Annotated in this window: 21 protein-coding genes and 1 tRNA gene; 11 read left to right on the top strand and 11 right to left on the bottom strand. The window is 55.1% G+C overall.

Going from position 1 to position 25,982, the window contains the following annotated elements:
* The first annotated feature begins 73 nt into the window (after positions 1-73).
* Positions 74-751 carry a Crp/Fnr family transcriptional regulator gene (locus tag JR346_RS02170; protein ID WP_168614842.1) on the top strand — a complete coding sequence of 226 codons (678 nt, stop codon included), beginning with the start codon at positions 74-76 and terminating at the stop codon, positions 749-751.
* Between the two features lie 91 nt (positions 752-842).
* Here JR346_RS02170 and JR346_RS02165 read toward each other — a convergent pair whose 3' ends face one another.
* The 3 genes from JR346_RS02165 to JR346_RS02155 all read right to left on the bottom strand — a co-directional run bounded on the left by JR346_RS02165 (position 843) and on the right by JR346_RS02155 (position 2,601).
* Positions 843-1,832, bottom strand: a complete 990-nt coding sequence (locus JR346_RS02165) for an NUDIX hydrolase (RefSeq protein ID WP_205482834.1) — start codon at positions 1,830-1,832, stop codon at positions 843-845.
* Positions 1,825-2,304, bottom strand: a complete 480-nt coding sequence (locus JR346_RS02160; RefSeq protein WP_205482832.1) for a RidA family protein — start codon at positions 2,302-2,304, stop codon at positions 1,825-1,827. The genes JR346_RS02165 and JR346_RS02160 overlap by 8 nt, the downstream gene beginning before the upstream one ends.
* 99 nt (positions 2,305-2,403) lie before the next feature.
* Complete coding sequence (locus JR346_RS02155; protein WP_205482830.1) at positions 2,404-2,601, bottom strand: hypothetical protein; 198 nt, start codon at positions 2,599-2,601, stop codon at positions 2,404-2,406.
* 172 nt (positions 2,602-2,773) lie between these two features.
* On the opposite strand from JR346_RS02155, the gene JR346_RS02150 reads away from it, so the two are divergent.
* From JR346_RS02150 to JR346_RS02125, 6 genes are all read left to right on the top strand, one after another.
* Complete coding sequence (locus JR346_RS02150; protein WP_205482828.1) at positions 2,774-4,897, top strand: transglycosylase domain-containing protein; 2,124 nt, start codon at positions 2,774-2,776, stop codon at positions 4,895-4,897.
* A 2-nt stretch (positions 4,898-4,899) separates the two neighbouring features.
* Positions 4,900-5,847: a metallophosphoesterase gene (locus JR346_RS02145; RefSeq protein WP_205482819.1), complete on the top strand. Its 948-nt coding sequence runs from the start codon at positions 4,900-4,902 to the stop codon at positions 5,845-5,847.
* A 189-nt stretch (positions 5,848-6,036) separates the two neighbouring features.
* Positions 6,037-7,875: an ABC transporter ATP-binding protein gene (locus JR346_RS02140; RefSeq protein ID WP_205482817.1), complete on the top strand. Its 1,839-nt coding sequence runs from the start codon at positions 6,037-6,039 to the stop codon at positions 7,873-7,875.
* A 6-nt stretch (positions 7,876-7,881) separates the two neighbouring features.
* Positions 7,882-9,687, top strand: coding sequence for an ABC transporter ATP-binding protein (locus tag JR346_RS02135; protein WP_240333982.1), 1,806 nt, complete (start codon positions 7,882-7,884; stop codon positions 9,685-9,687).
* A gap of 89 nt (positions 9,688-9,776) precedes the next feature.
* Positions 9,777-12,683: an FAD-binding and (Fe-S)-binding domain-containing protein gene (locus tag JR346_RS02130; RefSeq protein WP_205482815.1), complete on the top strand. Its 2,907-nt coding sequence runs from the start codon at positions 9,777-9,779 to the stop codon at positions 12,681-12,683.
* Positions 12,684-12,818: 135 nt separating this feature from the next.
* A tRNA-Pro gene (locus JR346_RS02125) sits at positions 12,819-12,895 on the top strand.
* Positions 12,896-12,979: 84 nt separating this feature from the next.
* Here the strand turns inward: JR346_RS02125 and JR346_RS02120 are convergent.
* Complete coding sequence (locus JR346_RS02120) at positions 12,980-13,390, bottom strand: low molecular weight phosphatase family protein (RefSeq protein ID WP_205482807.1); 411 nt, start codon at positions 13,388-13,390, stop codon at positions 12,980-12,982.
* Positions 13,387-13,689 (bottom strand): metalloregulator ArsR/SmtB family transcription factor, encoded by a 303-nt coding sequence (locus JR346_RS02115; protein ID WP_239479083.1) that lies wholly within the window; start codon positions 13,687-13,689, stop codon positions 13,387-13,389. The genes JR346_RS02120 and JR346_RS02115 overlap by 4 nt, the downstream gene beginning before the upstream one ends.
* 147 nt (positions 13,690-13,836) lie before the next feature.
* On the opposite strand from JR346_RS02115, the gene arsB reads away from it, so the two are divergent.
* Positions 13,837-14,913: an ACR3 family arsenite efflux transporter gene (arsB, locus tag JR346_RS02110; RefSeq protein ID WP_304621685.1), complete on the top strand. Its 1,077-nt coding sequence runs from the start codon at positions 13,837-13,839 to the stop codon at positions 14,911-14,913.
* Positions 14,914-15,000: 87 nt separating this feature from the next.
* Here the strand turns inward: arsB and JR346_RS02105 are convergent, their stop codons facing one another.
* Together JR346_RS02105 and JR346_RS02100 are read right to left on the bottom strand one after the other, a co-directional pair.
* A complete protein-coding gene (locus tag JR346_RS02105) occupies positions 15,001-17,133 on the bottom strand; it encodes an MMPL family transporter (protein ID WP_205482805.1) in 2,133 nt (710 codons plus the stop codon).
* A gap of 94 nt (positions 17,134-17,227) precedes the next feature.
* Positions 17,228-18,235 carry a hypothetical protein gene (locus tag JR346_RS02100; RefSeq protein WP_204877965.1) on the bottom strand — a complete coding sequence of 336 codons (1,008 nt, stop codon included), beginning with the start codon at positions 18,233-18,235 and terminating at the stop codon, positions 17,228-17,230.
* A 312-nt stretch (positions 18,236-18,547) separates the two neighbouring features.
* Between JR346_RS02100 and JR346_RS02095 the strand changes: the two genes are divergently transcribed.
* Complete coding sequence (locus JR346_RS02095) at positions 18,548-18,733, top strand: hypothetical protein (RefSeq protein WP_205482803.1); 186 nt, start codon at positions 18,548-18,550, stop codon at positions 18,731-18,733.
* A gap of 113 nt (positions 18,734-18,846) precedes the next feature.
* Here the strand turns inward: JR346_RS02095 and JR346_RS02090 are convergent, their stop codons facing one another.
* From JR346_RS02090 to JR346_RS02080, 3 genes are read right to left on the bottom strand one after another with little or no spacing between them, the layout of a single operon-like run.
* Positions 18,847-19,488, bottom strand: coding sequence for an LUD domain-containing protein (locus JR346_RS02090; RefSeq protein ID WP_204877967.1), 642 nt, complete (start codon positions 19,486-19,488; stop codon positions 18,847-18,849).
* A complete protein-coding gene (locus JR346_RS02085; RefSeq protein ID WP_205482801.1) occupies positions 19,488-21,104 on the bottom strand; it encodes a lactate utilization protein B in 1,617 nt (538 codons plus the stop codon). The genes JR346_RS02090 and JR346_RS02085 overlap by 1 nt, the downstream gene beginning before the upstream one ends.
* On the bottom strand, positions 21,104-21,901 hold the full coding sequence (locus JR346_RS02080) for a (Fe-S)-binding protein (RefSeq protein ID WP_204877969.1): 798 nt from the start codon (positions 21,899-21,901) through the stop codon (positions 21,104-21,106). The genes JR346_RS02085 and JR346_RS02080 overlap by 1 nt, the downstream gene beginning before the upstream one ends.
* A gap of 520 nt (positions 21,902-22,421) precedes the next feature.
* Between JR346_RS02080 and JR346_RS02075 the strand changes: the two genes are divergently transcribed.
* Together JR346_RS02075 and JR346_RS02070 are read left to right on the top strand one after the other, a co-directional pair.
* Positions 22,422-24,101, top strand: a complete 1,680-nt coding sequence (locus tag JR346_RS02075) for an L-lactate permease (protein WP_204877970.1) — start codon at positions 22,422-22,424, stop codon at positions 24,099-24,101.
* A gap of 120 nt (positions 24,102-24,221) precedes the next feature.
* A complete protein-coding gene (locus JR346_RS02070; protein ID WP_240333980.1) occupies positions 24,222-24,941 on the top strand; it encodes a FadR/GntR family transcriptional regulator in 720 nt (239 codons plus the stop codon).
* A gap of 82 nt (positions 24,942-25,023) precedes the next feature.
* On the opposite strand, the gene JR346_RS02065 is transcribed toward JR346_RS02070, so the two are convergent.
* Positions 25,024-25,956 carry a phosphoribosylaminoimidazolesuccinocarboxamide synthase gene (locus tag JR346_RS02065; RefSeq protein ID WP_204877972.1) on the bottom strand — a complete coding sequence of 311 codons (933 nt, stop codon included), beginning with the start codon at positions 25,954-25,956 and terminating at the stop codon, positions 25,024-25,026.
* Between the last annotated feature and the right edge of the window lie 26 nt (positions 25,957-25,982).

The following is a 25,982-nucleotide window of genomic DNA, read 5'->3' as shown; positions in this document are numbered from 1 at the left end:
GGCTTACGAGCACCTATCAATCGGTTCGTAACCACAACAAAGGTTTATTAGTAGTTTTATAGGAGAACAACACGTGGATATTGAAGTTCTACGCCGCGCCCCACTGTTTGCACAGCTCGACGATGAAGCATTCGCTGCCCTTACCGAAGACATCACTGAAGTTGACCTGACCCGCGGTGCCACTCTGTTCTACGAGGGCGACCCCGGCGACCAGCTGTACTTTGTAGTGTCAGGCAAAATCAAGCTCGGTCGCACAGCAAGCGACGGACGCGAGAACCTGGTTGCTATTCTCGGCCCCGGTGAAATCTTCGGCGAGATGGCTTTGTTTGACCCCTCACCGCGTTCAACCAGCGCAACCGCTGTGTCAGAGACCCGCCTGGCAGGTGTCAAGCACGAGTCACTGCGCAAGGCAATGGAGAAGTCCCCCAGCATCTCAGCTCAGGTTCTTCAGGCTCTTGCCCGCCGTCTGCGTCGCACCAACGAAAACCTCGCTGACCTGGTCTTCTCAGACGTTCCCGGTCGCGTTGCAAAGGCACTGCTCGACCTAGCTGACCGCTTTGGTCGCCCCGCAACCGACGGTGTGCTCGTTGCCCACGAACTCACCCAGGAAGAGCTGGCTCAGCTCGTTGGCGCCTCACGCGAAACCGTGAACAAGGCACTGGCTGAATTCGTATCACGCGGCTGGATTCGCCTCGAAGCACGCGCGGTCGTTATTCTTGATCTGCAGCGTCTGCGCAACCGTTCACGCTAAAACTCATAGCGTACTAAGAGCACCCTAAAAGAAAGAGGGGCGGTTCATCGCGAACCGTCCCTCTTCTTTTTCCTTGAAGCAGTAATGGTCTCTACCGCGCGGGTTTGGCGGGTGCGTCCTTGACGCTGAGATAGCAGGTGCCATCGGCTGCCATCTTAGTTTCAGGTTTAACCACCTGAACCGAGCGTTTCTTGGAGAGGAAAGCGATGGCACTTGAGCTGTTGTTCATTGCTTCTAGGGCGCACATCACTCCCGGACTCACCAGCTCAGGAAGGGTCTTGCCGACGGTATCGTCCTGCCCCACTTCATCTCCCAGCGCGGTGCTGGTGGTGTTAGAGAGAACCTCACCGACGCTAATCCACCGACCCCAAATCCCTTTGCCTTCTAAGAGGTTAATGCTTTGCCCCACGGGCACAGCCGCCGCAAAGTAGTGCAAATCGTAGCGCTTGTGGAAGAAATCGGGTGAGTGCCAGTGCCCCACAGGCTTGAGCAGGTCAGTACGCATCTTCAGGTTGCGGCTTTCGAGGTAGCCGATGAAATCTTTCTCTTGCTGAGAAATAGCCTGTCGCACGCTCATCATCTCGTGCGCGTTCAGTGACTCAACGGTGCTAACCTCGTTAGTCCCAGCGAGTAAGAGACCGGTTTCTTCAAAAACTTCGCGGATGGCGGTGGTGACGGCGGCACGTGCCAACTGCGGATTGTCGCCACCGGTTTTTTCAGCCCACTGCGTTTCGCTCGGGCCAATCCACTGGTGATGGGCAATATCAGATGCGGTAGCTAGACCGCCGGGGAAAGCCAGCCTGCCCATGGGAGATTTCACCCGATACGTCATAAAGGTTTCAATGCCGCTGGCACCGTCGCGTACAAATATCACGGCACCTGCCGCTTTGAGGGTGCAGGGGCCGTGTTCACCGCCCTCTGCTACCCAGGTACGCGCCGCGTCTTGCTGCGATCGAGGCAGTACAAATATGCGTTCAACAGATGCCACAGTCCGCTCGATACGGGCGGTATCAGTGCTCATCGCCGCAGCCTTCTGGGGCACCGTTGTCAGAGCACCGGTATACAGAGCAGGTTTAGACATACTCAACAATAATTTCAACTTCAACCGGTGAGTCTAAGGGCAACACCGGCACACCAACAGCGCTGCGGGCGTGCTGACCCACCTCACCGAAAATATCACCCAGCAACTCAGAAGCCCCGTTAATGACGGCAGGCTGAGCAGTAAACTCAGGGTGCGATGATACAAAACCCACTACTTTAACAATCTTGGTCACACGGTCAAGATCACCAATCGCAGATTTCACGGCAGCCAAAGCGTTCAAAGCACACATCGCCGCGTACTTTTTAGCGTCATCGAGGTTCACACCACCGGGTTCAGTATGAACCTTGCCAGTTTCTGGCAAAGCCCCATCGATAAAAGGCAATTGACCCGAGGTGTAGACGTACGAACCACTGACAACAGCGGGGACATAGGACGCTACAGGGGCGGCAACCTGGGGCAGTGTGTAGCCCAGTTCTTTAATACGGTTTTCAACGGTGCTGTTCTGAGTCATAACGCTTTCTCACAATGATTCTGGTACAGGAAGTGTTAAGGGAAAACAACGACCGGTCGCGCTACACGCGAGTCGGCCGTTGAGTTCTATATTTTAGTGTTAGCTTTTCTTACGTTTGAAGTAAGCGATCGGGTTGCCCTGGGTCGGAGCGACCATGTTACCCGCGGGTGCGGCACCGGTTGGTGCAGCACCAGGTAGTACAGTGACAAGTTCCCAGCCGTCTTCGCCCCAGCTATCCAAAATCTGCTTGGTAGCGTGAATCATCAAGGGCACTGTTGCGTATTCCCATTTATCCATGTCTCTAGCCTAAACCCACCGGCACGCGTTTACGAAAAACACCCGTGCAAGAGGCGATAAAACATCGTATTTGTTGCGGGGCGAACTAGGAGGTCTGCCGGTGTGAGCCAGCGGTCTATGAGCGGTCTAATAAAAGACTGTGTTTTTTCCGTTTGGCTTGTAAACTAGAGCAATGGTCTCATCCAAGAAAGTACGTAAAAAGCGTAAGCCCAGTGATTTATTGCAGTTCGTAGCGCTGTCAATCATTGCAGGCTTTATCACTGCCGGTCTGTTGGTTCCGCCCACAGCTGCCGCTGGCATGGCTGCTACCTCATCCATCAACTGGTTCAAGGGACTGCCCGACAATATGTCTGACGGCCCGCTCTCGAAGCCCTCGGTACTGTACGCATCCGACGGTAAAACGGAGCTAGCTACTTTTTACGCTCAGAACCGCACTGAGGTTCCCCTCGATAAAATTTCGCAGCCCATGCAGGACGCGATTATCGCGGTTGAAGACCGTAAGTTCTACGAACACGGTGCTATTTCACCCGTCGGTATTGGACGTGCGCTGGTTAATAATATCCTTCGTCCTAACAACCGTCAGGGCGCTTCCACTCTCACTCAGCAGTACGTGAACAACTTGCTCATTGATACAGCTGAACAGACCGGCGGCGATGCCACCGAAACTTTGGGCGCTAATAAGGGGTATGTTGAGAAAATCATCGAGATGAAACTTGCCATCTCGATGGAAGAAAACAAATCCAAAGACGAAATTCTTGAGGGCTACCTCAACATTGTGAACTTGGGTGGCGCTAACTACGGCGTTGAGGCTGCTGCTTACTACTACTGGGGTATTTCAGCTGCTGAGCTGAACCCCGCTCAGGCAGCGACGCTTGCCGGTATGGTACAGGCACCTAACGTGTACCGCCCCAATAAGAACCCCGAATACTCCAAAGAACGTCGCAACTTAGTGCTGGGCACCATGTTGCGCGATGAGAAAATCACTCAAAAAGAGTATGACAACGCAGTGAATTCAGAGTTGGATCTCGATATTCACACCACCGACTCAGGATGTTCAGCAGCAGGTGTAAACGCCTACTTCTGCAACTACGTGATGTCAGCGCTCTACGGCGATGAATCCTTTGGTGCTACCGAAGAGGACCGCATCAACAGCATTTACCGTGGCGGTTACAAGATTATTTCAACTCTTGATACCCGCGCGCAGGATTCAGCGAAGAAGTCAGTGGAAGCTACCCAGCCCTCTACTAACAATATCGACGATGTGAACGCCGCTCTGGTCTCTGTTGAACCCAAGAACGGCTACATTAAGGCGATGGCGCAGAACAGTGATTATGCTGATGCAAAGGACGATCACTCTACTTCGCTCTACAGCTACAATGTTGATCCCCAGTACGGTGGCACCACCGGATTCCAGCCCGGTTCAACTTTCAAGCCCGTGGTTCTGGCGAACTGGATAGATAAGGGCAAGAGCGTCAATCAGGTGATTGATGGCACCGCTTTGAACTACCCCGCCAGCACCCGCTGGAATGCCAAGTGCCTCGACGGTGGAGCTTTCCGGTTCACCGAAAAACCCGAGGGTTTTACCTTCCAGAACGCTGAGGGTGGTTACCGCCAGTGGGGCACAGTTACTTTCGGTATGAAGAACTCCATTAACTCCTTCCTCTTCCGCATGGTCTTCGAATCTGATTTGTGCGATATCCAAGAGATGGCTGATAAACTGCACGTTCACCAGTGGACGGGCGACACCGCCTACAACCCCAAGATTCTGACATCGAACATCGGTGCCATTGAGGTTTCACCCTTGACTATGGCATCCGCCTACGCGACCTTCGCTAACGACGGTGTCTACTGCGAGCCCATGGCAACCACCAAGGTTGAAAACCGCGACGGTAGCGTGAAGAAAGAGTACAAGCCCGCCTGCTCCGAACAGATTTCAAAGGACGTCGCGAACGGCGTGAACTACGTACTCAAGCAGGTACTGGTCGATGGTTCTGGCTGGCAGCGCGGTATCGGTTTGCCTGATGCTTCAGCAGCTAAAACCGGTACGACCGATAACTCCACCCAGACCTGGATGGTGGGCTACACCAAGGGTCTTTCTACCGCGTCCTGGGTGGGTAACCTCCAAGAGGGCTCCCGTTCACTCAACGGTTTGTCAATCAACGGTCAGCGCAGTGCTTACGTTGATGGCGCAACCTTCGCAGGTACCCAGTGGCAGCGTTACATGAACGAGACCGCTAAACGCTATAACACTGATAAGTTCGCTCAGCCTTCTAATAAGGTGCTGGGTCTAGGCTAAGTATGATCTCATCTTCACCTTCTGCTGTGGCGGTATCTGCTGAACAGCTGGGCAAGGTAGCCGGTGCTACCCTCGCTACAGCTGTTGTTGCGGGTGCCGCCACGGCAGTCTATGCCCGGTATTACGAACTCACCAATTTCACGGTGCGCCACGAAGCGCTACCCGTTTTACCTGCGGGCACCCCAGACTTTAGGATTCTGCACATCTCAGATATGCACATGATTCCGGGGCAACGCACCAAACGTGACTTCATCCATTCGCTGGCGGCGTTAGAACCCAACCTCGTTATCAACACCGGTGACAATCTCTCGCACATGAGCGGGTTACCTGCCCTGATGGATGCGTTGGATCCGCTCTTTGATTTTCCGGGTGTGTACGTGCCGGGTTCTAACTGCTATTTCGCACCGGGCAAAAAGAACCCTTTCCGCTATTTAGTGGGACCCTCTAAGAAACCTGAGAGCGAAAAAGTCGCTACCCTTCCCACCCAAGAAATGCACGATGCTTTTGATAACAGGGGCTGGGTTGACCTCATCAACCGCTATGAAACTCTGAGCATTGATGGGTTGCGTTTGGAGTTCTCGGGGGTTGATGACCCGCACATTGGCTATGACAAGCATCCGGGGTTTGCGCCCACCGCCTTTGATACCGAACCTGCGCCGTTGGTGCGCTTAGGTGTAGCTCACGCACCGTACCTGCGAACCCTGAACCGGTTTGTTGCTGATGGTGCCCAAGCGATCTTTGCCGGCCACACGCACGGTGGTCAGGTATGTTTGCCGGGTGGACGCGCGCTGGTGTCTAACTGCGATTTGCCGCCTGCGCGAGCCAAAGGCTTGAGCTATCAAGATGGTGTGCCGGTACACGTTTCTGCCGGGTTGGGAACTTCACGCTACGCACAGGTGAGGCTCTTCTGCCCGCCTGAGGCAATTGTGGTGACCCTCACCTCACGCTAGATAGGCAATATTTTCTGCGTAAAATTTGCGTCATGATTTCGCTTGAAGAAATCCTGGCGCGAATTTTTGTGTAAAACCCTGTAGAACTGTAGGTGGAGCCTAATTGTATTCTGGAGGGCTCTATTCCCTGGTGAGAAGGCTGGTAGCTAGCGCGTGCAGAACTTTTTGTTAAAAACAAAGCGTATTGAGGTGCCCTCCCCTACCCCCTTTTCCCGGCAGACCGGCGAATCGCACACCCTTTTTTCTTATCTGCGTCCTATCCGCGCACGGTGGATAGCGGGGCTGACTGTCAGCATCATTATAGTCATCGTGGAGCTGATGATTCCTCAAGTGCTCAGCTTTATTGTCGATGCGATGGTGGGCGGATCACCCACCAGCTCAACGGTGTGGCTAGGCGGTTTAATAGTGCTGGGGGTCGCCGCAGCCCAAGTATCTTTGGTGATGTTGCGCCGCTTCTTATTGGTTGATTCAGCGTCCACTGTTGAGCAGCAGATGCGTTTGAATATTGTGGATAAACTACTGCGTCAGCCCATTTCTTTTCACGACCGTTGGCCCTCGGGGCAGCTTCTGCAGCGCTCAATGGGTGATCTCAATACCTTGCGCCAGTGGATGACTTTCGGTCTGGTTCAGCTCATCTCTGTTGCGGTGATGCTGGTCGTTGGCTCGGTGCTCCTACTGCGAGGGTCTCCCCTGCTCACCCTCATCTACGTGTGCAGTGTACCGCTCATGGTTTTTGTGACCTGGCGGTTTGTTAAAGGGTATCGAGAGCTCACCCGCCAATCTCAAGAGATGGCTGGCGATCTAGCAACCACCGTTGAGGAGTCTGTTCACGGTGTGCGTGTGCTCAAAGCCCTCGGACGCGGTCAGCATGCTCTTGCGGGCTTCGCTGAGGACTCCGCCAGGTTGCGGGATCTTGAGGTGACCCGCTCGCGGTTCATGGGTAAGCTCATGATGCAGAACTCTTTGATTGTCGGTGTCACCTCGCTTATTACCCTGGGGGTTGGCATCAACCAGGTTGCCCACAACCAGCTCAGCGTTGGCGAACTCACCGCTTTCTTTGCAACCACCGCCATTTTGAATGCCCAGGTAGAACGTGCGGGTACACTCATGGGCATCGGGCTGGGCGCTAAGGTCTCCTTAGACCGCCACCGCTCTATCGTGGATACCCCCGATGGAGAAGATATACCCCTGCTCAGCGACTCTAGCCGCAACGAAAGGACGGGGAACGGACGCGCGTCCGCCCCGATGAAACATTCGGTGCAGAGTTCGCAGGCCCCCGCTTCTCTCAGTTTTTCGGGCGTTCGCTTCGCCTACTCCGAAGCGGCACCGGCTGTGCTGACAAACTTTAGCCTAGAGATTGAACCAGGTGAGATTATTGCCCTGGTGGGTGTCACAGGTTCGGGTAAATCAACAGTTTTGCAGCTGGTACCGCGTCTCTATGATGCAACCGCCGGCACCATCTCCATAGACGGGGTTGACGTTAAATCACTCAGCATTCACCAGTTGCGCCAACAAGTTTCTTTCGCTTTTGAAGAGCCTGTATTGTTCTCAGATACGGTGCGTGAGAACGTGTTGCTGGGTGTTGACCGTTCGCGGATGAGCGCCCAAGAGGCGGACGCGCGTTTGCGTCTGGGTCTTGACGTTGCCTCTGCTGATTTTGTGGAGAAACTACCTGAGGGTGTTGATTCTGTGATTGGTGAAGAGGGCATGAACTTATCGGGTGGTCAGCGTCAGCGTCTGTCGCTCGCCCGCGCCATTGCAGCCCAGCCGCGCGTCATGCTCCTTGATGATCCGCTGTCGGCTCTCGACGTTAATACCGAGGAGTTCGTGATGCAGCAGCTGAAAAAGCAGCTGGTGAACACTACTACCCTGCTGACCGCTCACCGCCCCTCAACCGTTGCCCTTGCCGACCGGGTTGCCGTGATGAAAGAGGGCGCAATTATTGCAGTGGGCACTCCTGCTCATTTGCAATCGCACCCGGAGTATCGGGCGTTGATGGCACCCCTTGATGAGAGTAAGGAGGGCTAAAGAACCGTGTCACAGCAACTTGCCGAAGACAAAATTGAGCTCGATGCTTCAGAGAAGAAATTTACCCGCCAGCGTTCTATGGCTCTGCTGGTGCGAGTTCTGAAGCCCCTGCGTAAAGAGCTCATGCTCTCTATCATCTACGTGGTAGCGGCGATGGGTCTTAATACCCTGGCGCCCTGGCTGATTGCCTACACGTTGAACAACGCCTTAAACCCCCTGCGTGAGGGCAACTCTCAGCCTATGCTGGTTTCGCTAGCGGTGTTTGGGGCTGCCGCGATTCTTGCCGGTGTCTTTGTGTACCTGAATATTGTGGTGACCACCCGTCTCTCGCAAAAAGCCCTCTATGCCCTACGCCTTGAAATGTTCGATCACGCGCAGAAACTCAGCGTGGGTTTTCACGAGAAATATACTGCCGGACGTGTGATCTCGCGCCTGACTTCAGACCTTGAAACACTCAAGGCTTTTCTCGATTCCGGTCTATCTCAGCTCGCCGCTGCCGCCCTGAGCATGGTTTTCTCTGTGATAGCTCTCTTTGTGATGGAGTGGCGGGCAGGTGTCGGTCTGCTAGTCATGATGGTTCCCGTGGCTCTGCTGACCGTCTGGTTTCAGCGCCGCTCGTCGGTGGCTTTTCGTGCCCAGCGTGTTGAATCAGCCCAGCTTATTGGACGCTTCACAGAGACTTTCGGCAGTATTCGCGCCATCAAAGCCTTCAACAATGAGGCACGCGCCCGCTCGGTCTACGGCGAAAAAGCAGAAGACTACCGTCTGCGCGTCATGGATTCCGTCAAAATCTTTGGTCTCTACCTGCCCTCTCTGCTGGGTGCGGGCACCGTCTTCGTGGCGGTAGTGCTGGTGGTTGGCGGTCACTCTGTGCTTGAGGGAGCCATGCAGGTGGGCACCCTGCTTGCACTGGTTATATACGCCAACCGCATCTTTGAACCGGTCTTTCAAATGTCGCAGTTCTACAACCAGTTACAGTCTGCCGTATCGGCTTTAGAGAAGGTCTCGGGCTTTCTCGCCGAAGTACCCCAGGTTGCCGAACCGGCGCGTCCGGTACAGCGTACCCAGCCTGCTGCGGGTCACCTTGAGTTTAGGGACACGAGTTTTGAGTACCTGCCCGGTCGCCCTGCCTTGCACCCCTTCAACCTGGACATTCCCGCCGGTCAGCAGGTAGCTCTGGTGGGTAAAACCGGTGCCGGTAAATCTACCCTCGCTAAATTGGTGGCACGTTTCTACGATCTCACTGAGGGTTCTTTGACCTTGGACGGGGTTGCTGTGAGTGATCTTGCCGATGAGCAGTTGCGCCGTGAAGTCGTTATGGTGACTCAGGAGGCTTTTCTTTTTACCGGCACTATCTCTGAGAACATTAGGCTGGGCAGACCCGAAGCAACCGACCAAGAAGTTGAGGATGCAGCGCGGGCGGTGGGTGCCCACGGGTTCATCTCGGTGATGCCCGAGGGGTACAACACCGACCTTTCAAAGCGCGGTGGTTCGGTCTCAGCCGGTCAGCGTCAGCTCATCTCGTTTGCCCGTGCTTTCTTGGTAGACCCGGCGGTGCTTATTCTCGATGAAGCGACCGCCTCCCTTGATATTCCCTCCGAACGGTTAGTTCAAGCCGGGCTTGAGAAACTGTTGGCGGGGCGCACTTCTCTCGTGATTGCCCACCGTCTCTCAACGGTGCTGACCTCGGACCGTATTCTTGTGATTGATGACGGCACCATCGTCGAAGATGGCTCCCCCACCCAGCTCATTGAGTCCGGCGGACGCTTCGCTCAACTCCACACGTCCTGGGAAGAATCAATGGCAATCTAGCGAAGATGCGCGAGTTTCATGAAGAGATGAACAACACTAGCAACTCTAAAATAGAGACAATCACACTCGCACGAACAAAGGTGTTTGTTATGTCTGCCGTTGCTGTCTCTGCTACCTCCCTTGACTCACCGCACGCCCACGGGTTGAGCGGTGTCGCCTCAGAGCTTCAATCCCTCTTGGGAGCTGACGCTATCTCGGTCAAAGAAATTGACCGTTTGGCTATTGCCCACGATGCTTCCCACTACCTGCTGGTTCCCGGTGGGGTGCTGCGTCCTCGTTCAGCTGATGATATGGGTGCGATTTTCGCTTCTGCTTCGCGTCACGGGGTTCCACTGACCTTCCGTTCCGGCGGCACCTCGCTTTCAGGGCAGGCAGTCAGCGACGGTTTGATGCTCGATACCCGCCGCAATTTTCGCGACATAGAGGTTCTCGATAGCGGTCAACGGGTGCGGGTGCAGCCCGGAGCGACCGTCATGGCGGTCAACAATATGCTGGCACCCTACGGTTACCGGCTGGGTCCTGACCCCGCGTCCTTGAGTGCCTGCACCATCGGTGGTGTGGTTGCTAACAACTCCTCCGGCATGTCATCCGGCACAGAGTTCAACACCTATAACACCCTCGAATCCCTGGTTTTTGTGCTGCCCTCGGGTACCGTGATTGATACTGCGGACGCAGATGCCGATGCCCAGTTGCGCGCCCAAGAACCCGATATTCACGAGGGTTTATTACGCCTGCGCCGACGTATTCTTGCAAATCCCGCGTCCGTTGCCACCATCAAGCAGCAGTTCTCGATGAAGAACACCATGGGTTACGGGCTTAACTCTTTTCTCGATTTTGAAACCCCTGTCGAGATTTTGGAGCACCTCTTGGTGGGCTCTGAGGGCACTCTGGCTTTTGTGGCTTCAGCAACCTACCGCACCCTACCTATTCTCACCAATGTTTCAACCGGCCTGCTGGTTTTTGATGACCTCATCACCGCGGCAAAAATGGTGCCCACACTGGTAGAGAACAAGCTCTCTACCGCTGAACTTCTAGATGCTACCTCTATTCGTGTTGCCCAGCGCACCGGTCAGGCAGCTGCTGCGCTTGCAGCGATTGACGTGAAAGACCACGCCTCAGTGCTGGTGGAATTCCAGGGCAACTCTGCTGAGGAGCTCAGGGCTTTAGAGGATGCCGCCGCGCCCATGTTCGCGTCCCTGCCCGTGGTGGCGCCCGTTGAAATGACCACCGATTTGAGCGAGCGCAACAAGCTCTGGCAGGCTCGCCGCGGGCTTTATACAACGGTTGCGGGCAACAGACCCTCAGGTACTAATGCTCTGTTAGAGGACGTGGTGGTGCCTGTGGATGTGCTGGGTGAAACCTGCCAGGAGCTGGGTACTCTCTTTGATGTCCACGGCTATGAGGATTCGGTGATTTTCGGTCATGCTAAGGATGGTAACGTTCACTTCATGCTCAATGAAAAGTTTGATGATGCCGATAAGCTGCGTCGCTACGAAGCCTTCACCGAAGACATGGTGGATCTGATTGTAGGACGCCAGGGGTCGCTGAAAGCCGAGCACGGTACAGGTCGCATTATGGCACCTTATATCGAGCGTCAGTTTGGTACCGAACTTTACGAGGTGATGGTTGAAGTCAAGCGCCTGATTGACCCCACAGCCTTGCTCAACCCCGGTGTCATTATTACCGATAATCCCCGCACCTACATTGAGAATCTCAAGGTTGCGCCCGCTGTGGAGCAGGAGGTTGATCGCTGTGTGGAGTGCGGTTACTGTGAGCCGGTATGCCCGTCTAAGGATTTGACGCTGACCCCGCGCCAGCGTATCGTCATGCGCCGCGAGGTTCAGACGGCTGAGGAGCACAATCCAGATCTGGCAAACCGCTTGCGTAAAGATTATGAGTACTACGGCATCGAGACCTGCGCGGTAGATGGTATGTGCTTCACTCGTTGCCCCGTGCTCATTGATACAGGTGATTTGGTGCGGCGTCTGCGTAGTGAGAACCAGAATAAGTTGGTGGCTACGGGGTGGACGATTGCCGCAAAGAACTGGGGCGCGGTGGATGCTGGTGCCGGTGTCGCCTTAGATATCGCTAAGAAGCTACCCTTCCCCGCGGTGAAGGCGGTGACTGATTTCGGGCGTAAGGTCATGGGTGAAGACCTGGTGCCTCAGTATAAGAAGTCGTTGTCAGCTGGTGGTAAACATCGTGTAGCGCACCCTGATGTCCGTGCCGAGATTGTTTTCTTCCCCGCCTGCGTCAACGCCATGTTCGGTGGTGTTGACGGTGACGGCAAGGCTGAGCCGATGAACGCAACGGCTGCTTTTGAACAGTTGTGTGAGCGTGCGGGAGTGCGCTACACAGTGCCCGAGGGTATCTCATCGCTGTGCTGCGGTACTCCCTGGAAGTCTAAGGGGTACACCGACGGCTACTTGCTGATGAGCGATAAAGTTCTGAGCACTCTGTGGAAGGCAACCCGTGGCGGTGAGTTGCCCGTGGTCTGCGATGCGTCCTCGTGTACTGAGGGGCTTGAAGTGATGAAGTCCAAGGTGACAGCTGCCGCTGAAAGTCAGCTGAAGAACGGAGTGCGCGCAGGAGAGGCTGATTTTGCCAAGATTCGCTTTATTGATGCTGTGCAGTTCACCGCTGAGCGTCTGCTACCTGGGCTCACGGTAACGCGTCCGCTGGATTCTGTGGTTTTACACCCCACCTGCTCAGTCACCCACCTGGGTGTTCAGGCGCAATTTGTGGCACTGGCTCAGGCGATTTCGCCGGACGCAGTAGTACCCGCTAACTGGGGTTGCTGTGGTTATGCCGGTGACCGCGGCATGTTGCATCCCGAGCTCACTGCTTCTGCGACGAAAGCTGAGGCGCGTGAGGTCAATGAGCGCAGCTACTCCGCCTATGTTTCGACCAACCGCACCTGTGAGCAGGGTATGACCGAGGCTACCGGGCACACCTACCAGAACATTCTGCAACTGGTCGAGAAGGCAACCCGCTAGTTCTACCGTTCACCGGGGTAGCTGGGCGGACGCGCGGGTAGGCTCGCGCGTCCGCGTCGAAGATTTTGCGGCGTCCGCGTGGCAGGGTTATACTGGTTGATGTTGCTTTGACGCTTAGCGTCATGAGTTAATAATCGGGATGTGGCGCAGCTTGGTAGCGCGCGTCGTTCGGGACGACGAGGTCGCAGGTTCAAATCCTGTCATCCCGACCAAGCATAAAAGCCCCGCTCACTGTAAAAGTGAGCGGGATTTTTGCTGTATTCGCGTATTCAACCTTCAGGTAGCAGTACTTTGGGTTAGTAGCTTTGTGCCAGTTTCTGCACACGCTCACGGATCTCGTCACGAATCAGGTTCATGCGCTCTTCGCCTTCGATGCCGCGTTCTGAGGGTTCGCCGGTTTCCCAGCGCTCAACCTCAACACCGTCAACCTCGGGAAGTTTCGCCCCGCCCACCACGACTACACGGTCGGCAGCACGCATCGCCTCCTCAGTCAGCTGGGTAAGAGTACCTGCCAACATATCAGCACCAATTTCAGCCAGTGACGTCGCAGCCTGCTGGTTAACAGCCTCCCCCACTGCCGCTTTAGTACCTGCTGACTCCACGGTGAACTTACCCGGCGCTTCAGCTTCTAACAGGGCAGCAGCCATCTGTGACTTGCCCTTGTTGGAATTGCATACGAACAAAATAGTGGGCTTGTGATCGGTCATGGGTGTTCCTTCCAGAGGGTACTAATACATTCTTGGGCGGATGCTGCCACCGAGTAGTGCGCCCAGGTGCCGCGCTGTTCGCGGGCGAGAATACCGGCGTCTACCAGAATCTTGAGGTGGTGCGAGACGGTAGATTGTTTGAGCCCCAGCGGTTCGGTGAGGTCACAAACGCAGACACTTTTTTCAGGTGATGAATCAATGAGATAGACCAGGGTCAGCCGTCGTTCATCGCCGAGAGCCTTGTAGAACTGGGCTTTACGCGCAATATGCTCAACTGGCACCGCAGATTCGGTTGCCATACTGCAACACGATGATGTTCTCATACGCTCACCTCCCGTGAGATGCGGCAAAGATTGCCTTTTCAACAAGATTACACATATATCGATAGATTTCAATATATACTGGCACAGAAAATATCGAAGTTTATCGATGAAAGAAGGTGCGCTGTGAGTGCTCACCCCGCTAACGACACTGACCAGGTGATCGCCAAGTTATCTGTGCTCGACCGCTTTTTACCCCTGTGGATTCTCGCCGCCATGGTTCTGGGCTTGCTACTCGGTCGCTTCTTACCTCAGGTGGGTACAGCGCTGGAGTCCGTTCAGGTCGCCGGAGTTTCTCTGCCCATTGCCTTGGGGCTGTTGGTGATGATGTACCCGGTGCTGGCTAAGATTCGCTACACCGAAACAGGTGAGGTGCTTGCCGATAAAAAACTCATGGTGACCTCGCTGGTCATTAACTGGTTACTGGCACCGGCCTTCATGTTCGCTCTCGCCTGGATTTTCTTGCCTGATTTGCCCGAGTACCGTACCGGTCTGATTATTGTAGGTTTGGCTCGCTGCATTGCGATGGTGCTGATTTGGAATGACCTTGCCTGCGGTGACCGCGAGGCAGCGGCGGTTTTGGTCGCGATCAACTCTATCTTTCAGGTACTCGCTTACGGTGCCCTGGGATGGTTCTACCTACAGGCATTGCCCACCTGGTTGGGGCTACCGACCACCAGCGTCGAGTTCTCACTGACGACGGTTATACTTTCGGTGCTGGTTTTCTTGGGTATTCCCCTGCTGCTGGGCTTTCTCACACGCGCCGTGGGTGAGAAGACAAAGGGACGCAACTGGTACGAAAACACTTTCGTTCCGGCTCTTAGCCCCTGGGCTCTTTACGGTCTGCTCTTCACCATTGTGGTGCTCTTTGCTTTGCAGGGGGACGCGGTCATCTCTAACCCGCTAGACGTTGCCCGTATTGCGGTGCCGCTGGTGCTCTACTTCTTGGTGACTTTTGCGGCAAGCATGGTGATTGGTTGGGCACTGAAGCTGGGGTATGAAAAGACCACAACTCTCTCATTCACGGCATCAGGTAATAATTTCGAGCTGGCGATTGCGGTGGCTATTGCTACCTTTGGCGCGCAGAGCGGTCAGGCCCTTGCCGGTGTGGTAGGGCCTCTCATTGAAGTACCTATTTTGGTGGCGCTGGTCTACGTTGCCCTCTGGGCGCGTCAGTTCTTCGCTCCTTCACGCAGCATCTAACTCTTCAATGATTCTTATATACAAGTGGTGCCCCTCAAATTTCTGAGGGGCACCACTTATACCAGTGAGGTCAAAAGGCTTCTACTGTCAAGAGAGCTTTGAGGGCCACCATACTTTCTGACCAATATCCTCAATGAGAGCGGGTATCAGCAGGGCGCGCACCACGGTAGCGTCCAGTAGCACGCCGAAAGCAACGATAAATGCCAGCTGAATCATAAAGACCAGCGGAATCACAGCGAGCGCCGCGAAGGTTGCTGCCAGTACGATACCGGCACTGGTAATCACTCCACCGGTCACGATCAGCCCCTTGCGCATGCCTGCGCGGGTGCCGAGGGTGAGGGATTCTTCGCGCACGCGGGTCATCAAGAAGATAGTGTAGTCGATGCCCAGGGCTACGAGAAAGACGAACCCGTATAGCGGTACTGTTGGATCTGCGCCGGGGAAGCCCAGTATGTGGTTGAATACTATCGCTGAGACGCCCAGGGCTGCTAGGAATGAGAGTACCGTGGCGGCAACCAGTAACAGCGGGGCGGCAATGGAGCGCAACAATAGCATGAGAATCAGGGTGATCACTACCAGGACGGCAGGAATAATAACCTTCAAGTCGCGGGCTGCGCTGGTGTTGCTATCCAGCGCGGTTGCTGTTTCACCGCCCACCAGCGCGTTGGCGTCCACTGACTGCGTGGCGGCGCGAATATCGAGTACGGCTTGTTCCGCCTGAGGTGAGTCGGCAGGGTCGGTGAGGGTAGCTTGCAGCAGTACGTTTCCCTCTACCTGGGTGGGGCTTGCCTGGGCAAAGACCGGGGGCAGGGGGTTAGGTGCGGACGCGCCCACCGGCAGGGTGCCAGAGGGTGAGTCAGCTGCGACCACGGCGAGGGAATCCACTGAATCTAGAGCGTCTAGGCGCTCAGCAGCCGCGTCCAGAGCGTCGGCACTGATAATGATGTTCGCCGGTGATCCTGAGCCACCGGGAAAATGTTCAGCCAGTACCCGTTGTCCGTCGCGTGACTCCGACTGCCCCACGATAATCTCGGACTGGCGAATGCCCTCTGCCTGAAAGGTCAGCGCAAAGCCTGCGCAGACAGCTAGGGCTGCGGCAGTCGCTGCCCAAACGGCTCGGGGTTTGGCAGAAACGAAGTCGGCGACTTTAGCCCAGAGACCACCGGGGCTTTCTCGGTGTTCTTCTTGGTAGCGCGGGCGTACGGGCCAGAAGGCGAAGCGACCTGACAGCGCGAGGGCAGCCGGTAGAAAGGTAAGTGCAGCTGCCATTGAAAGGACGATACCAGTAGCGGCGATCGGCCCCAGTGCCTTATTGGAGGCAAGTGCCGAGAGCAACAGGCAGAGCAAACCCGCAATGACGGTTCCACCGGAGGCAACGATGGGTTCCCAGCTTCCGCGTAGGGCAGCACGGGTTGCATCAAAACGGTTGCGATGTAAGGTGAGTGCCTCACGGTAGCGGGCAACGTAGAGCAGGGAGTAGTCGGTCGCAGAACCCACTACCAGAATGAGCAGAATGCCCTGTACCTGACCGTTAATCATGACCCAGCCGGCATTTGCCATATTCCACACTACAAAGATTGCCCCAGAAAGAGCCACCATTGATGTCAGCAGGGCAATAATGGGGATAATGGGTGATCGGTAGACTGCCAGCAGAATCACGAATACCACGGCGAGGGTAACCAGCAGAAGTACCCCGTCAATACCGGCGAAGGCGGCACCCAAAGAGGCGGCGAACCCTGCAGGGCCGGTGATGTAGGAGGTAAGCCCTGCTGGCGGGGTGCTGAGAGTCCTTTCAATAGTCTCTACCCCATCTGCCGGTGCTTCATCTGCGGGTAGGGGCACAATGATTTCTGCTGCACGGGAATCTTCGGAATAAAGCACCGGTGAGGTTTGCCCGTTAGCGGCGCCATCCTCAACAAGTTGGGAGGGCAAAGACTCTAGGTAGGAGCGGTGCTCATCGCTGAGTTCGCTATCCGCTTCAAAAACAAGGATGGCGGGCACGGTATCACCCGCGAAGAAATCACTCTGGCGCTCCACCACCTGAGTTGATTCGGCACTAGCCGGTAGAAAGTCAGTTTGTGAGTTGGTGGAAACCTCAGAAATTTTGCCAAAGTAAGGCCCGCCGATACCGGCTACTGCCAGCCACACCAGCACTAAAATCGCTGGAAGTAAGGCCCGCAGCCAACCCGATTTCTGATGTGTACCGCGCGTAGAGTTCATGTTTTTACCTCTTGTTTCTATCAGCATCTGAGACTAGCAGATACAGCAAGAGCAATGAGAATCTTCAGAGTGTACGCTCCGAGCGGGGTTGAAACTACCCCCTACCGGTCAATAGAGCCATCACCGACTCCAGGGGCCCGCGTCGCAGGGCAGTGTTGCCGAGCAGGCGCGTCCACACCACAGCAAAAAGTACAGCCCCCACCATGCACACAGCAAACACGGGCCACGTTTCAACGGTGGATGCCAGCCCCCAGCGCGGCGCTTGCTTCAGGTAAAAGGCGAGCAGAATAACGTGCAAAACATAGAGACTCAAGGTCATGCGACCGGGGGCAACAAGCGGAAAGAGAAGCACCTCACGGGCTCCCAAAACGCGGGCAAGAACGCAGCACCAGCCCACTACGGCAGCACTCAATGCTGCGTTGAATACGATTTCAAGGTGATCACCGGAGTAGACCAACAAAGACCCGGCGGGACGCGTGTACCAGAAGATACCGCCGACAAGCAGGGTTGAGACCGCAGCAAGAGCAAGATCGCCCCAGATACCCCAGCGTTCCATGCCGCGGGCAATGAGAATACCGAGCAGCGCCCAGCACAGCATCGTAAAGACCCTGTAGTGGCTACCGGCAAACATCCACCCCATAGGGTAAGCGAGTAAAGACCCTTCGACCACCAGCTGCGTATGAATCGGCGCTGCCCACTGCAACACGTAAGGGCTAGCTACAGCGATCACCGCAGCTACACCTGCCAGTGCCCACGAGGGCAGAAAAACAAAGGGCACCACAACTACACTCAGCAACCCCAAGTACTGCAAAATAACGTCATCAACGGGGGCACCGAGATTCAGCAACCACAGCCCCAGCACTATCAAAATGAGTCCGCGCACCACCGAGGACGCGAACAGGAAAGTCCCGCTCATCTGCTGCGATGAAAAATAGGCAGAAGCGCCCAGAAGCAGGGCAAAAAGGGGCATTGCCAGATAATCAGAGAACACCGTTACCGGCTCTGTCCCCACCTCGGGCATCGTGTAGGCAGCAAACATTGCAAAGAGAGCAATGCATCTCGCCACATCAACACCAATAATTCGCCCAGCGCCTTGAGCCACATCAACCACCTACGTCCCTTACTGCGCCACCGGCATCCACCCCCAGGGCAGAAATAACTCCAGATAAACTATCTCATCTTGACACTTATTGCTTCTACCCCTGCAAAGATTATTCGCCCACCACCTCTGCATAGCCCGTGGCACAGTTGATAGAACTCGCAACCAGCCAGTTCGAGCATCACCACACGAGACTCACGCCCATCGCAACAGAAAAAGAGCAATAACAAGCACCGAACCCATTATCCTGGCGAGTGCCTCCAGAGAACTTGGCAATGCTACATTTCAGTTTTCTGGATCGCGCTCGCTGCGCTTTTGGCGCCCCTAGCCTCTGCGCTGACCAAGCCGGCTGATGCTGAATACGGTGATTCGGCATCGGATGGCGATTCCGAAGAGTCAGAAGAAACCTCTAAGACCTCGCGTGATCTGATTGCTGAGAAGAAAGCCGAGCGCGCCCATATGGTCAAGAATCAGACCCAAACCATATCCGCCTCCGAGTAGAGAGTCTCCTCGTCATTAGCCGAGTTTTCACAGGCTATCGCCGTCAGAAGCACATAAAAGACGACCTTCCCACCGGCAAGAGGTGGAAGGTCGCCTTTTATCCAAACGTGTCTTTACTTCAGAATAATCACGTCAAGGGTACGGGGGCCGTGGACGCCCTCTACACGAATGAGCTCAATATCTGAGGTAGCTGACGGTCCAGAAATCATGGTGACAGGCTGGTCAAAGTTAGTGCGTTTGATAGCCTCAGGAATCAGCTCCACCACGGTATCGATGGGCACCACGCAAATGTGGTGATCGGGTACCAGGGTGATTGCGCGGCGACCCTCATCAGGGTTAGAGGTCAAGAAGATGGTGCCGGTTTCAGCGCAGGAAACCGTCGATGAGGTGACCACAGCGTCCACCGCGTCCAACTCACGAACGCCCAAAGCACCCGATTTCTTCGCGTTTCCTGAATCGACCAAGCGCGTGCGCGCAGCGGTATCTTTAGGCAACCATTCGCTTTTTAGACCGGTAGGCACCACGTAACGCGATGACTTGCCCAGCAGCTCGCTAACACGCTCAGCGATGGTCTCTTCGGTCTCCTGATAAACGTTCGCTTTGTAATCAACCAAACGGTCAATCAGCATCTCAAGAACTTCTTCTTCACTCTTATCGCTCACCTTGCGGTAGTTACGCACCGGCTCAGCAGGCTGAGGGTGATCTCCCAAAGAAGTGCGAATACGCTTGAGAATCTCAGCTTTTGCATCAGACATTACATAGCCTCCTGGGTCACTGCTGCGGGAACATCAACGCCAGCAGCCTCCGCTGCTGCGTGTGCTTCTGCTGCTTTGTCCTTGTTCTTTTCAAGCAGCGCTGCAATATCAACGCGTTCACCCGAGACTCGCTTAGACTCTGACGGGCGTTCCTTCTTGTACCAGTTACGGAAAGACTGCTTAGGCGGCTCAGGAATATCACGATAGTCAGTCCAGCCACCCACCAGGCCGGGCAACCACGAAATCTTGTGGTCTTTGCCGGTTACAATCTTTGACAGGGGCAGCCCCTTCTCAGCCAAAGCCATGACCTTGCCTGAAGAGAAGATGGTCTTAGCGCCCAACATGATGGCGTCCATCTGGGTGGGTGCGCCCTTCTTTGCTTTCTTGGCATCAATATCCTTGCCGCGCAGGTGAACCAGTACCTCGGGAATATTGATTTTCACGGGGCAAGCGTCGTAGCAAGCACCGCACAGTGAGGATGCGTAGGGTAGGGTGCCGTTGTACTCGTTCTCGATACCGCCGAGCTGGGGTGAGAGAATCGCACCGATGGGGCCGGGGTAGGTTGAGCCGTATGCGTGACCGCCAGCGCGTTCGTATACGGGGCAGACGTTCATACATGCCGAGCAGCGGATGCAGTGCAGAGCCTGGCGTCCGACCTCATCAGCCAGGGCAGCGGTACGACCGTTATCCATGAGGATAACGTGCAGGTTCTGCGGGCCGTCACCGGGGGTTACGCCCGTCCAGGTTGAGGTGTAGGGGTTCATGCGCTCACCGGTGGATGAACGCGGCAGCAACTGCAAGAACACCTCGTAGTCTTCAACGGTGGGCAGAATCTTCTCGATGCCCATGAAGGTAATGAGGGTTTCGGGCAAGGTCAGGCACATACGGCCGTTGCCTTCAGATTCCACGATGGTCATGGTGCCGGTGTCTGCGATACCGAAGTTCACACCGGAGACAGCAACCTTGGTGGAGAGGAACTTCTCGCGCAGGCGGAAACGTGATGCTTCGGCAAGCTCTGCGGGGTTGTCTGACAGGTTGGGGTCAACGCCCTCGATCTTGCGACGGAAGATGTCACGAATTTCGGTGCGGTTGCGGTGGATGGCGGGCACCAGAATATGTGAGGGGCGGTCGTTATCGCCCAACTGCACGATTTCTTCGGCGAGGTCGGTTTCAATCGCGTAGACGCCGTTTTCTTCGAGGTACTCGTTGAGACCGGTTTCAGCGGTTGCCATTGACTTGATCTTGATGATCTCATCAACGCCCTCAGCGCGAATGAGCTTGAGCGCGATTTCGTTGGCTTCGTGGGCGTCGCGTGCCCAGTGAACGTGACCGCCACGAGCGGTGAAGTTTTTTTCGAACTCTTCTAGGTACTCGGGCAGGTTAGCCATGACCTTTTGCTTAATCATAGAACCTGCTGTACGCAGGTCTTCCCAGTCAGGCAATTCGCCGGTGACTGCCGCACGCTTGGTACGAATCTTATGGGTGGCGAAGCCGAGGTTGGCACGCAGCTGTTCGTTCTTCAGTTCACGCTTTGCGTACTGCGGGAAGGGTTCAGTTTCAAAGATGTTGCCCACACCGTGACGAACCTGGGGCATACCGAGCTGAGTAACTGACATTACTTCTTACCTCCGGCGATTGAGACGAGCCCCTCTACTTTGAGGGGGTTTTCTTTGGTGGACGCGAGAATTTCAGCAAAATGAATGGTTTGCACGGCTGAACTCTTGCGGGAGAGCGCACCGCCAATGTTCATGAGGCAGGACGCGTCGCCGCCAGTACACAGTGAGGCGCCGGTGTTTTCGATGTTTTCTATCTTGTCTTCGACCATAGCGCCGGAGGTATCTGCGTTCTTGAATGAGAAGGTACCGCCGAAGCCACAGCACTGATCCAGGCCTTCAAGTTCGGTGTATTTGATGCCTTCAACGGTGCGTACCAAGTCAGACTGACGGGTGCCAAGTTTACCCAGGCGCATACCGTGGCAGGAGCTGTGGTAGGTGACGTGCTCGGGAAAGTAGGAGCCTAGTTCCTCAGTAGCGTTAGTAATGCCCAGAACGTCAATGAGCAGTTCTGAGAGCTCAAAGGTACGAGCGGCAAGAGCGTTAGCTCGGCGGGCAAGGTCGTGATCACCCTTGCGTTCAGCAATCATGCCCTGCTGGTGATCCAGTGCAACGACGCAGGAGCCTGAGGGGGCAACAGCCACGTCGAAATCCCACTCTTCGAAGGATTCAACGTGGTTTTTAACAATGGTGTAGGCATCATCGAAGTAGCCTGAGTTGACGTGCATCTGTGAACAGCAGGTCTGACCCTGCGGGTACACAACCTCGTGTCCCAGGCGCTCCAGAATATCCACGGTTGCCCGAGCAACTTTTGGATACATGCCATCGACGATACACGTTGAGAATAGTGCAATACGCATGTTCGCCTCTTTCGTACGTTTCGGGTGAATACTGCCTCTGTGAATGAGCCTTTGCCAACAGCAGGATTTCGACCTCGTCAGCGAGGTCGGCATCATCAATCCTCAGCAGGCTTAAAATGCGACAGAATTGCTTTCTTATATTTTCAATCTAACACTACGCGCCCAGCATTTTACCTATCGAATTAGCGCATATTTTCTTAGGCAAATAACCCCCTGTGATGATGGCGCTCTATTCCCCCAGCGCTCACCACCTGCACCGCCTGCGCACCACCGCAAGACTGCCACCGCGCGTCCGCTCCCTGCGCTATCACAAGGTGTTAAAGTTTTCACAACCTGAAACTTTGTGTTGTGAGATACATCAGGTAAGGTGACTCTATGTTGTTAATGGTCAGACCACAGAGTTAGACCACTCCACCACTAGTCTCTTGAGACCCACGCAATGGCGCATTAGGTTTGCACCTGACCTTCAGCAAACAGGTCTACGCACAAGAGACACGTCACCCAGGAGTACATTTCTACGATGAACACCTTTACCGCCCAAACCGACGCCGTCGGGGGCTCACTGGCGCTCAGCGCGCTCGTGGCAACATTGCCACTTCTCGCATTCTTTATTATGTTGCTGGGTGTCAAGGCTCGTGCCCACACCTCTGCAATCATTTCACTGGCTGTTGCCATCCTCGTAGCAGTTTTCGGTTTCAAGATGCCCCTCGATCTCAGCCTCATGTCAGCCGTTCGCGGTGGCATCTACGGTCTGTTCCCCATCGTGTGGGTTATTCTCATGGCAATCTGGTTCTACCAGGTCACCGTAGTTTCTGGTCGTTTTGAAGACCTGCGCCGTACCTTTGATCGCATCGGTGGCGGCGACCTGCGCATCCAGGCAATTCTGATCGCCTTCTGCTTCGGTGGCCTGCTTGAAGCACTCGCCGGTTTTGGCGCTCCCGTCGCTATTACCGCAACCATGATCCTGGCACTCGGTGTGAAGCCTTTGAAGGCTGCAACCACCGTGCTGATTGCTAACACCGCCCCCGTTGCTTTCGGCGCTGTGGCTATCCCGATTACCACTGCGGGTGAAATTGGTGGACGCGACGCTGTCGACATCGCCGCTATTGTTGGCCATCAGGCTCCCTTCTTGGCTTTCTTTGTTCCCTTCATTCTGCTGTGGATCCTCGACGGTGTACGCGGCCTTAAGGATGCGTGGGTACCGGCTGCTGTTATCGGCTTCTCCTTCGCGGTAGCTCAGTGGTGGGCATCAGTTTACTTCGCTTACCAGCTGACCGACGTTGTGGCTTGTATTGTTTCTCTCGGTGCCGCTGTTGCCTTCTTGCAGGTCTGGAAGCCCAAGGGTATCGCCGGTGTTCGCGAGCGCTACGGTCTGCCCGCTGAGCTGCCCGCAGCTGATCACGAGCTGACCGGTATGCGTATCTGGATGGCTCTGATGCCCTACGCAGTTGTTGTGATTATCTTCGGTGTGGCTAACCTCTATCAGCCCTTGGTGACTTGGCTCAAGACCACTGCCCCCAAGATTCCTATGCCACTGCTCAAGGATCGTTTGCTCAACGATGCAGGCGAACCCATCAAGAGCGTTTACTCTTTCGCGTGGTTGGGCAACCCCGGTACCTACCTGCTGATTGCTGGTTTGATCGTGACCGTGATTTACCTAATCTTCAACGAAAAGGGTCGTTACGCTTTCACTTTCGGTGATGCTATCAAGGAAATTTTCACCACCGCTTACCGTATGCGCTGGACTGCTCTGACTATCGCCTGTGTTTTGGCTCTTGCCTACGTCATGAACTACTCAGGTCAGACCGTGGCTATTGGTGAGTATGTTGCATCGCTGGGCACCATTTACGCCCTGCTGGCACCTGTTCTGGGTTGGGTTGGTACCGCGGTAACCGGTTCTGACACTTCAGCGAACGCTCTGTTCGGCAAGCTGCAGGTAACTGCTGCTGAGAACCTGCAGGCTAACGGCATCGAGGGTGCCTCCCCCGAGCTTATGCTGGCTGCTAACACCACCGGTGGTGTGGTTGGTAAGATGATCTCACCCCAGTCATTGGCTATTGCTGCTACCTCCGTTCAGATGGAGGGCAAGGAGTCAGAGATCTTCAAGTCAGTTCTGCCCTGGTCTTTCATTCTGCTGGCTGCTGTCTGTGTTCTTGTCTTCTTGCAGAGCAACATTCTGCACTGGATGGTTGCACTGTAAACCTGCAGATTCCTGTTTTTAGTGTTCGTGTTCGGCGCTTGTGCGATAATTTTCGTGCAAGCGCCGAAACTTTGTCTCCACGGGTATTTATTGTTCGTTAGTTGTAAAGATGTGGTTCTGTTGCATAGAGAAAAGTCTTTCACCCAGCTCTTAGAGGTTTTTGAACGTAAGTTGCGCTCGGGTGAGCTGGTGGTGGGTGACCGGCTACCGGGCGAACGAACCCTTGCTGAAACGTACGGGGTGTCTCGCGCGTCCGTTCGTGAGGCTTTGAGGGTGCTCGACGCGGTGGGTCTGATTACCACTGGGGTCGGTTCGGGCCCTAAGGCTGGTTCGGTGGTAGTTTCTGAGCCGTCAGAGGCTTTGGGGTGGGCTTTACGCATGCATCTGGCAACCAGCTCTCTTCCTGTTGCCGATGTGATTAGCACCCGTCTGCATTTGGAAGGGCCTGCGATGGTTGAGGCAGCGGCGGCACCCGACAGTTTAGAGCGCGACGCAGCGTTGCAACGGGCTGGGAGTTACCTCGATGAAATGGACGACCCTCAAATCACCGATGAGCGCTTTCACTTTTGTGACACTCGTTTTCACTATGAGTTGGCTGCGGTCGGTAGCAATCTGGTGATGAAAACTATCATCGATTCTCTGCGTATTGCCACCATCAGCTATGTGCAAGAGGCTGTGCCCCATCTCGAAGACTGGCAGGCTGTTAAACGTACCCTACAAGAGCAGCACCGCGGCATTCTGGCAGCCGTTGTAGACCGTCGACCTCAGGACGCGCGCGCCCGCTTAGAGGAGCACATCCTGTGGTTCTCTCGGCAGTCGCTCAGCTTCGCTAGACCTTAGCCATAAAAGACTGCCCGCCCCCTTTCATATAAAGATTAGGGGCGGGCAGTTCTACCAGCAAGCAGGTGAAGCGGAGCTAGTTTTAGCCTTTGAACTCGCTACCGGTCAGGCGCTCGAAAGCCTCAATGTAACGGGCGCGGGTTTTTTCGATAATTTCGGTGGGTGCTTCGGGTAGTTCTGATACGCCGTCCCAGCCCGAAGCGTCTGACTTCAACCAGTCGCGAATAAACTGCTTGTCAAAGCTCGCCTGGGGTTTGCCCGGCTCCCAGGTAGAAGCGTCCCAGAAACGGGAGGAATCGGGGGTTAAAACCTCATCGCCCAGGGTGATTTCACCGCGGTAAGAATCCAAACCAAATTCAACTTTGGTATCGGCAAGAATGATACCCTGTTCGCGGGCAATCTTCTCGGCAGTGGAGTACACGTAGATGCTTAGCTCGGTCAGGCGATCACCCATCGACTCACCCACCTGCTGGTACATTTCTTCATAGCTGATGGGTTCATCATGTTCGCCCACCTCTGCCTTGCCGGTGGGGGTGAAAAACGGAGTTTCCAGACGCGAACCGTCCAGCAGACCTTCAGGCAATTGGTGACCGTACAATTCACCGGTCTTTTTATACTCTGCCAAACCCGCCCCTGTGAGATAGCCACGCACAATGCACTCAATGGGGAACATATTCAATGAACGGCAAATCATCGCGCGCCCAGCGACCTCTTCGGGCACATCGGTGGACAGCACGTGGTTAGGTACACCGTCGAGCTGGTCAAACCACCACAGCGACATCTGGGTCAAAATCTTGCCCTTATCAGGAATAACCGTGGGCAGAACCTTATCGAAAGCGCTAATGCGATCAGAGGCAACCACCATGACCGAGCCTGCACGCAGCTCCGCATCATCGTTAACAACAGTGCCTGTTGCTTCGAAACGCTCGTCATTGGGTACGTACAAGTCGCGTACTTTGCCAGAGTAATTATGCTTCCACCCGGGAATGCTGAGGGGGGTAGTTGATGAAACCATGGTTTTTCTCCTGCTGATCTGTGGGG

The organism is Rothia sp. ZJ932 (assembly GCF_016924835.1).
Classification (GTDB): Bacteria; Actinomycetota; Actinomycetes; order Actinomycetales; family Micrococcaceae; genus Rothia.
This window is presented reverse-complemented; position numbering and strand designations above follow the sequence as displayed.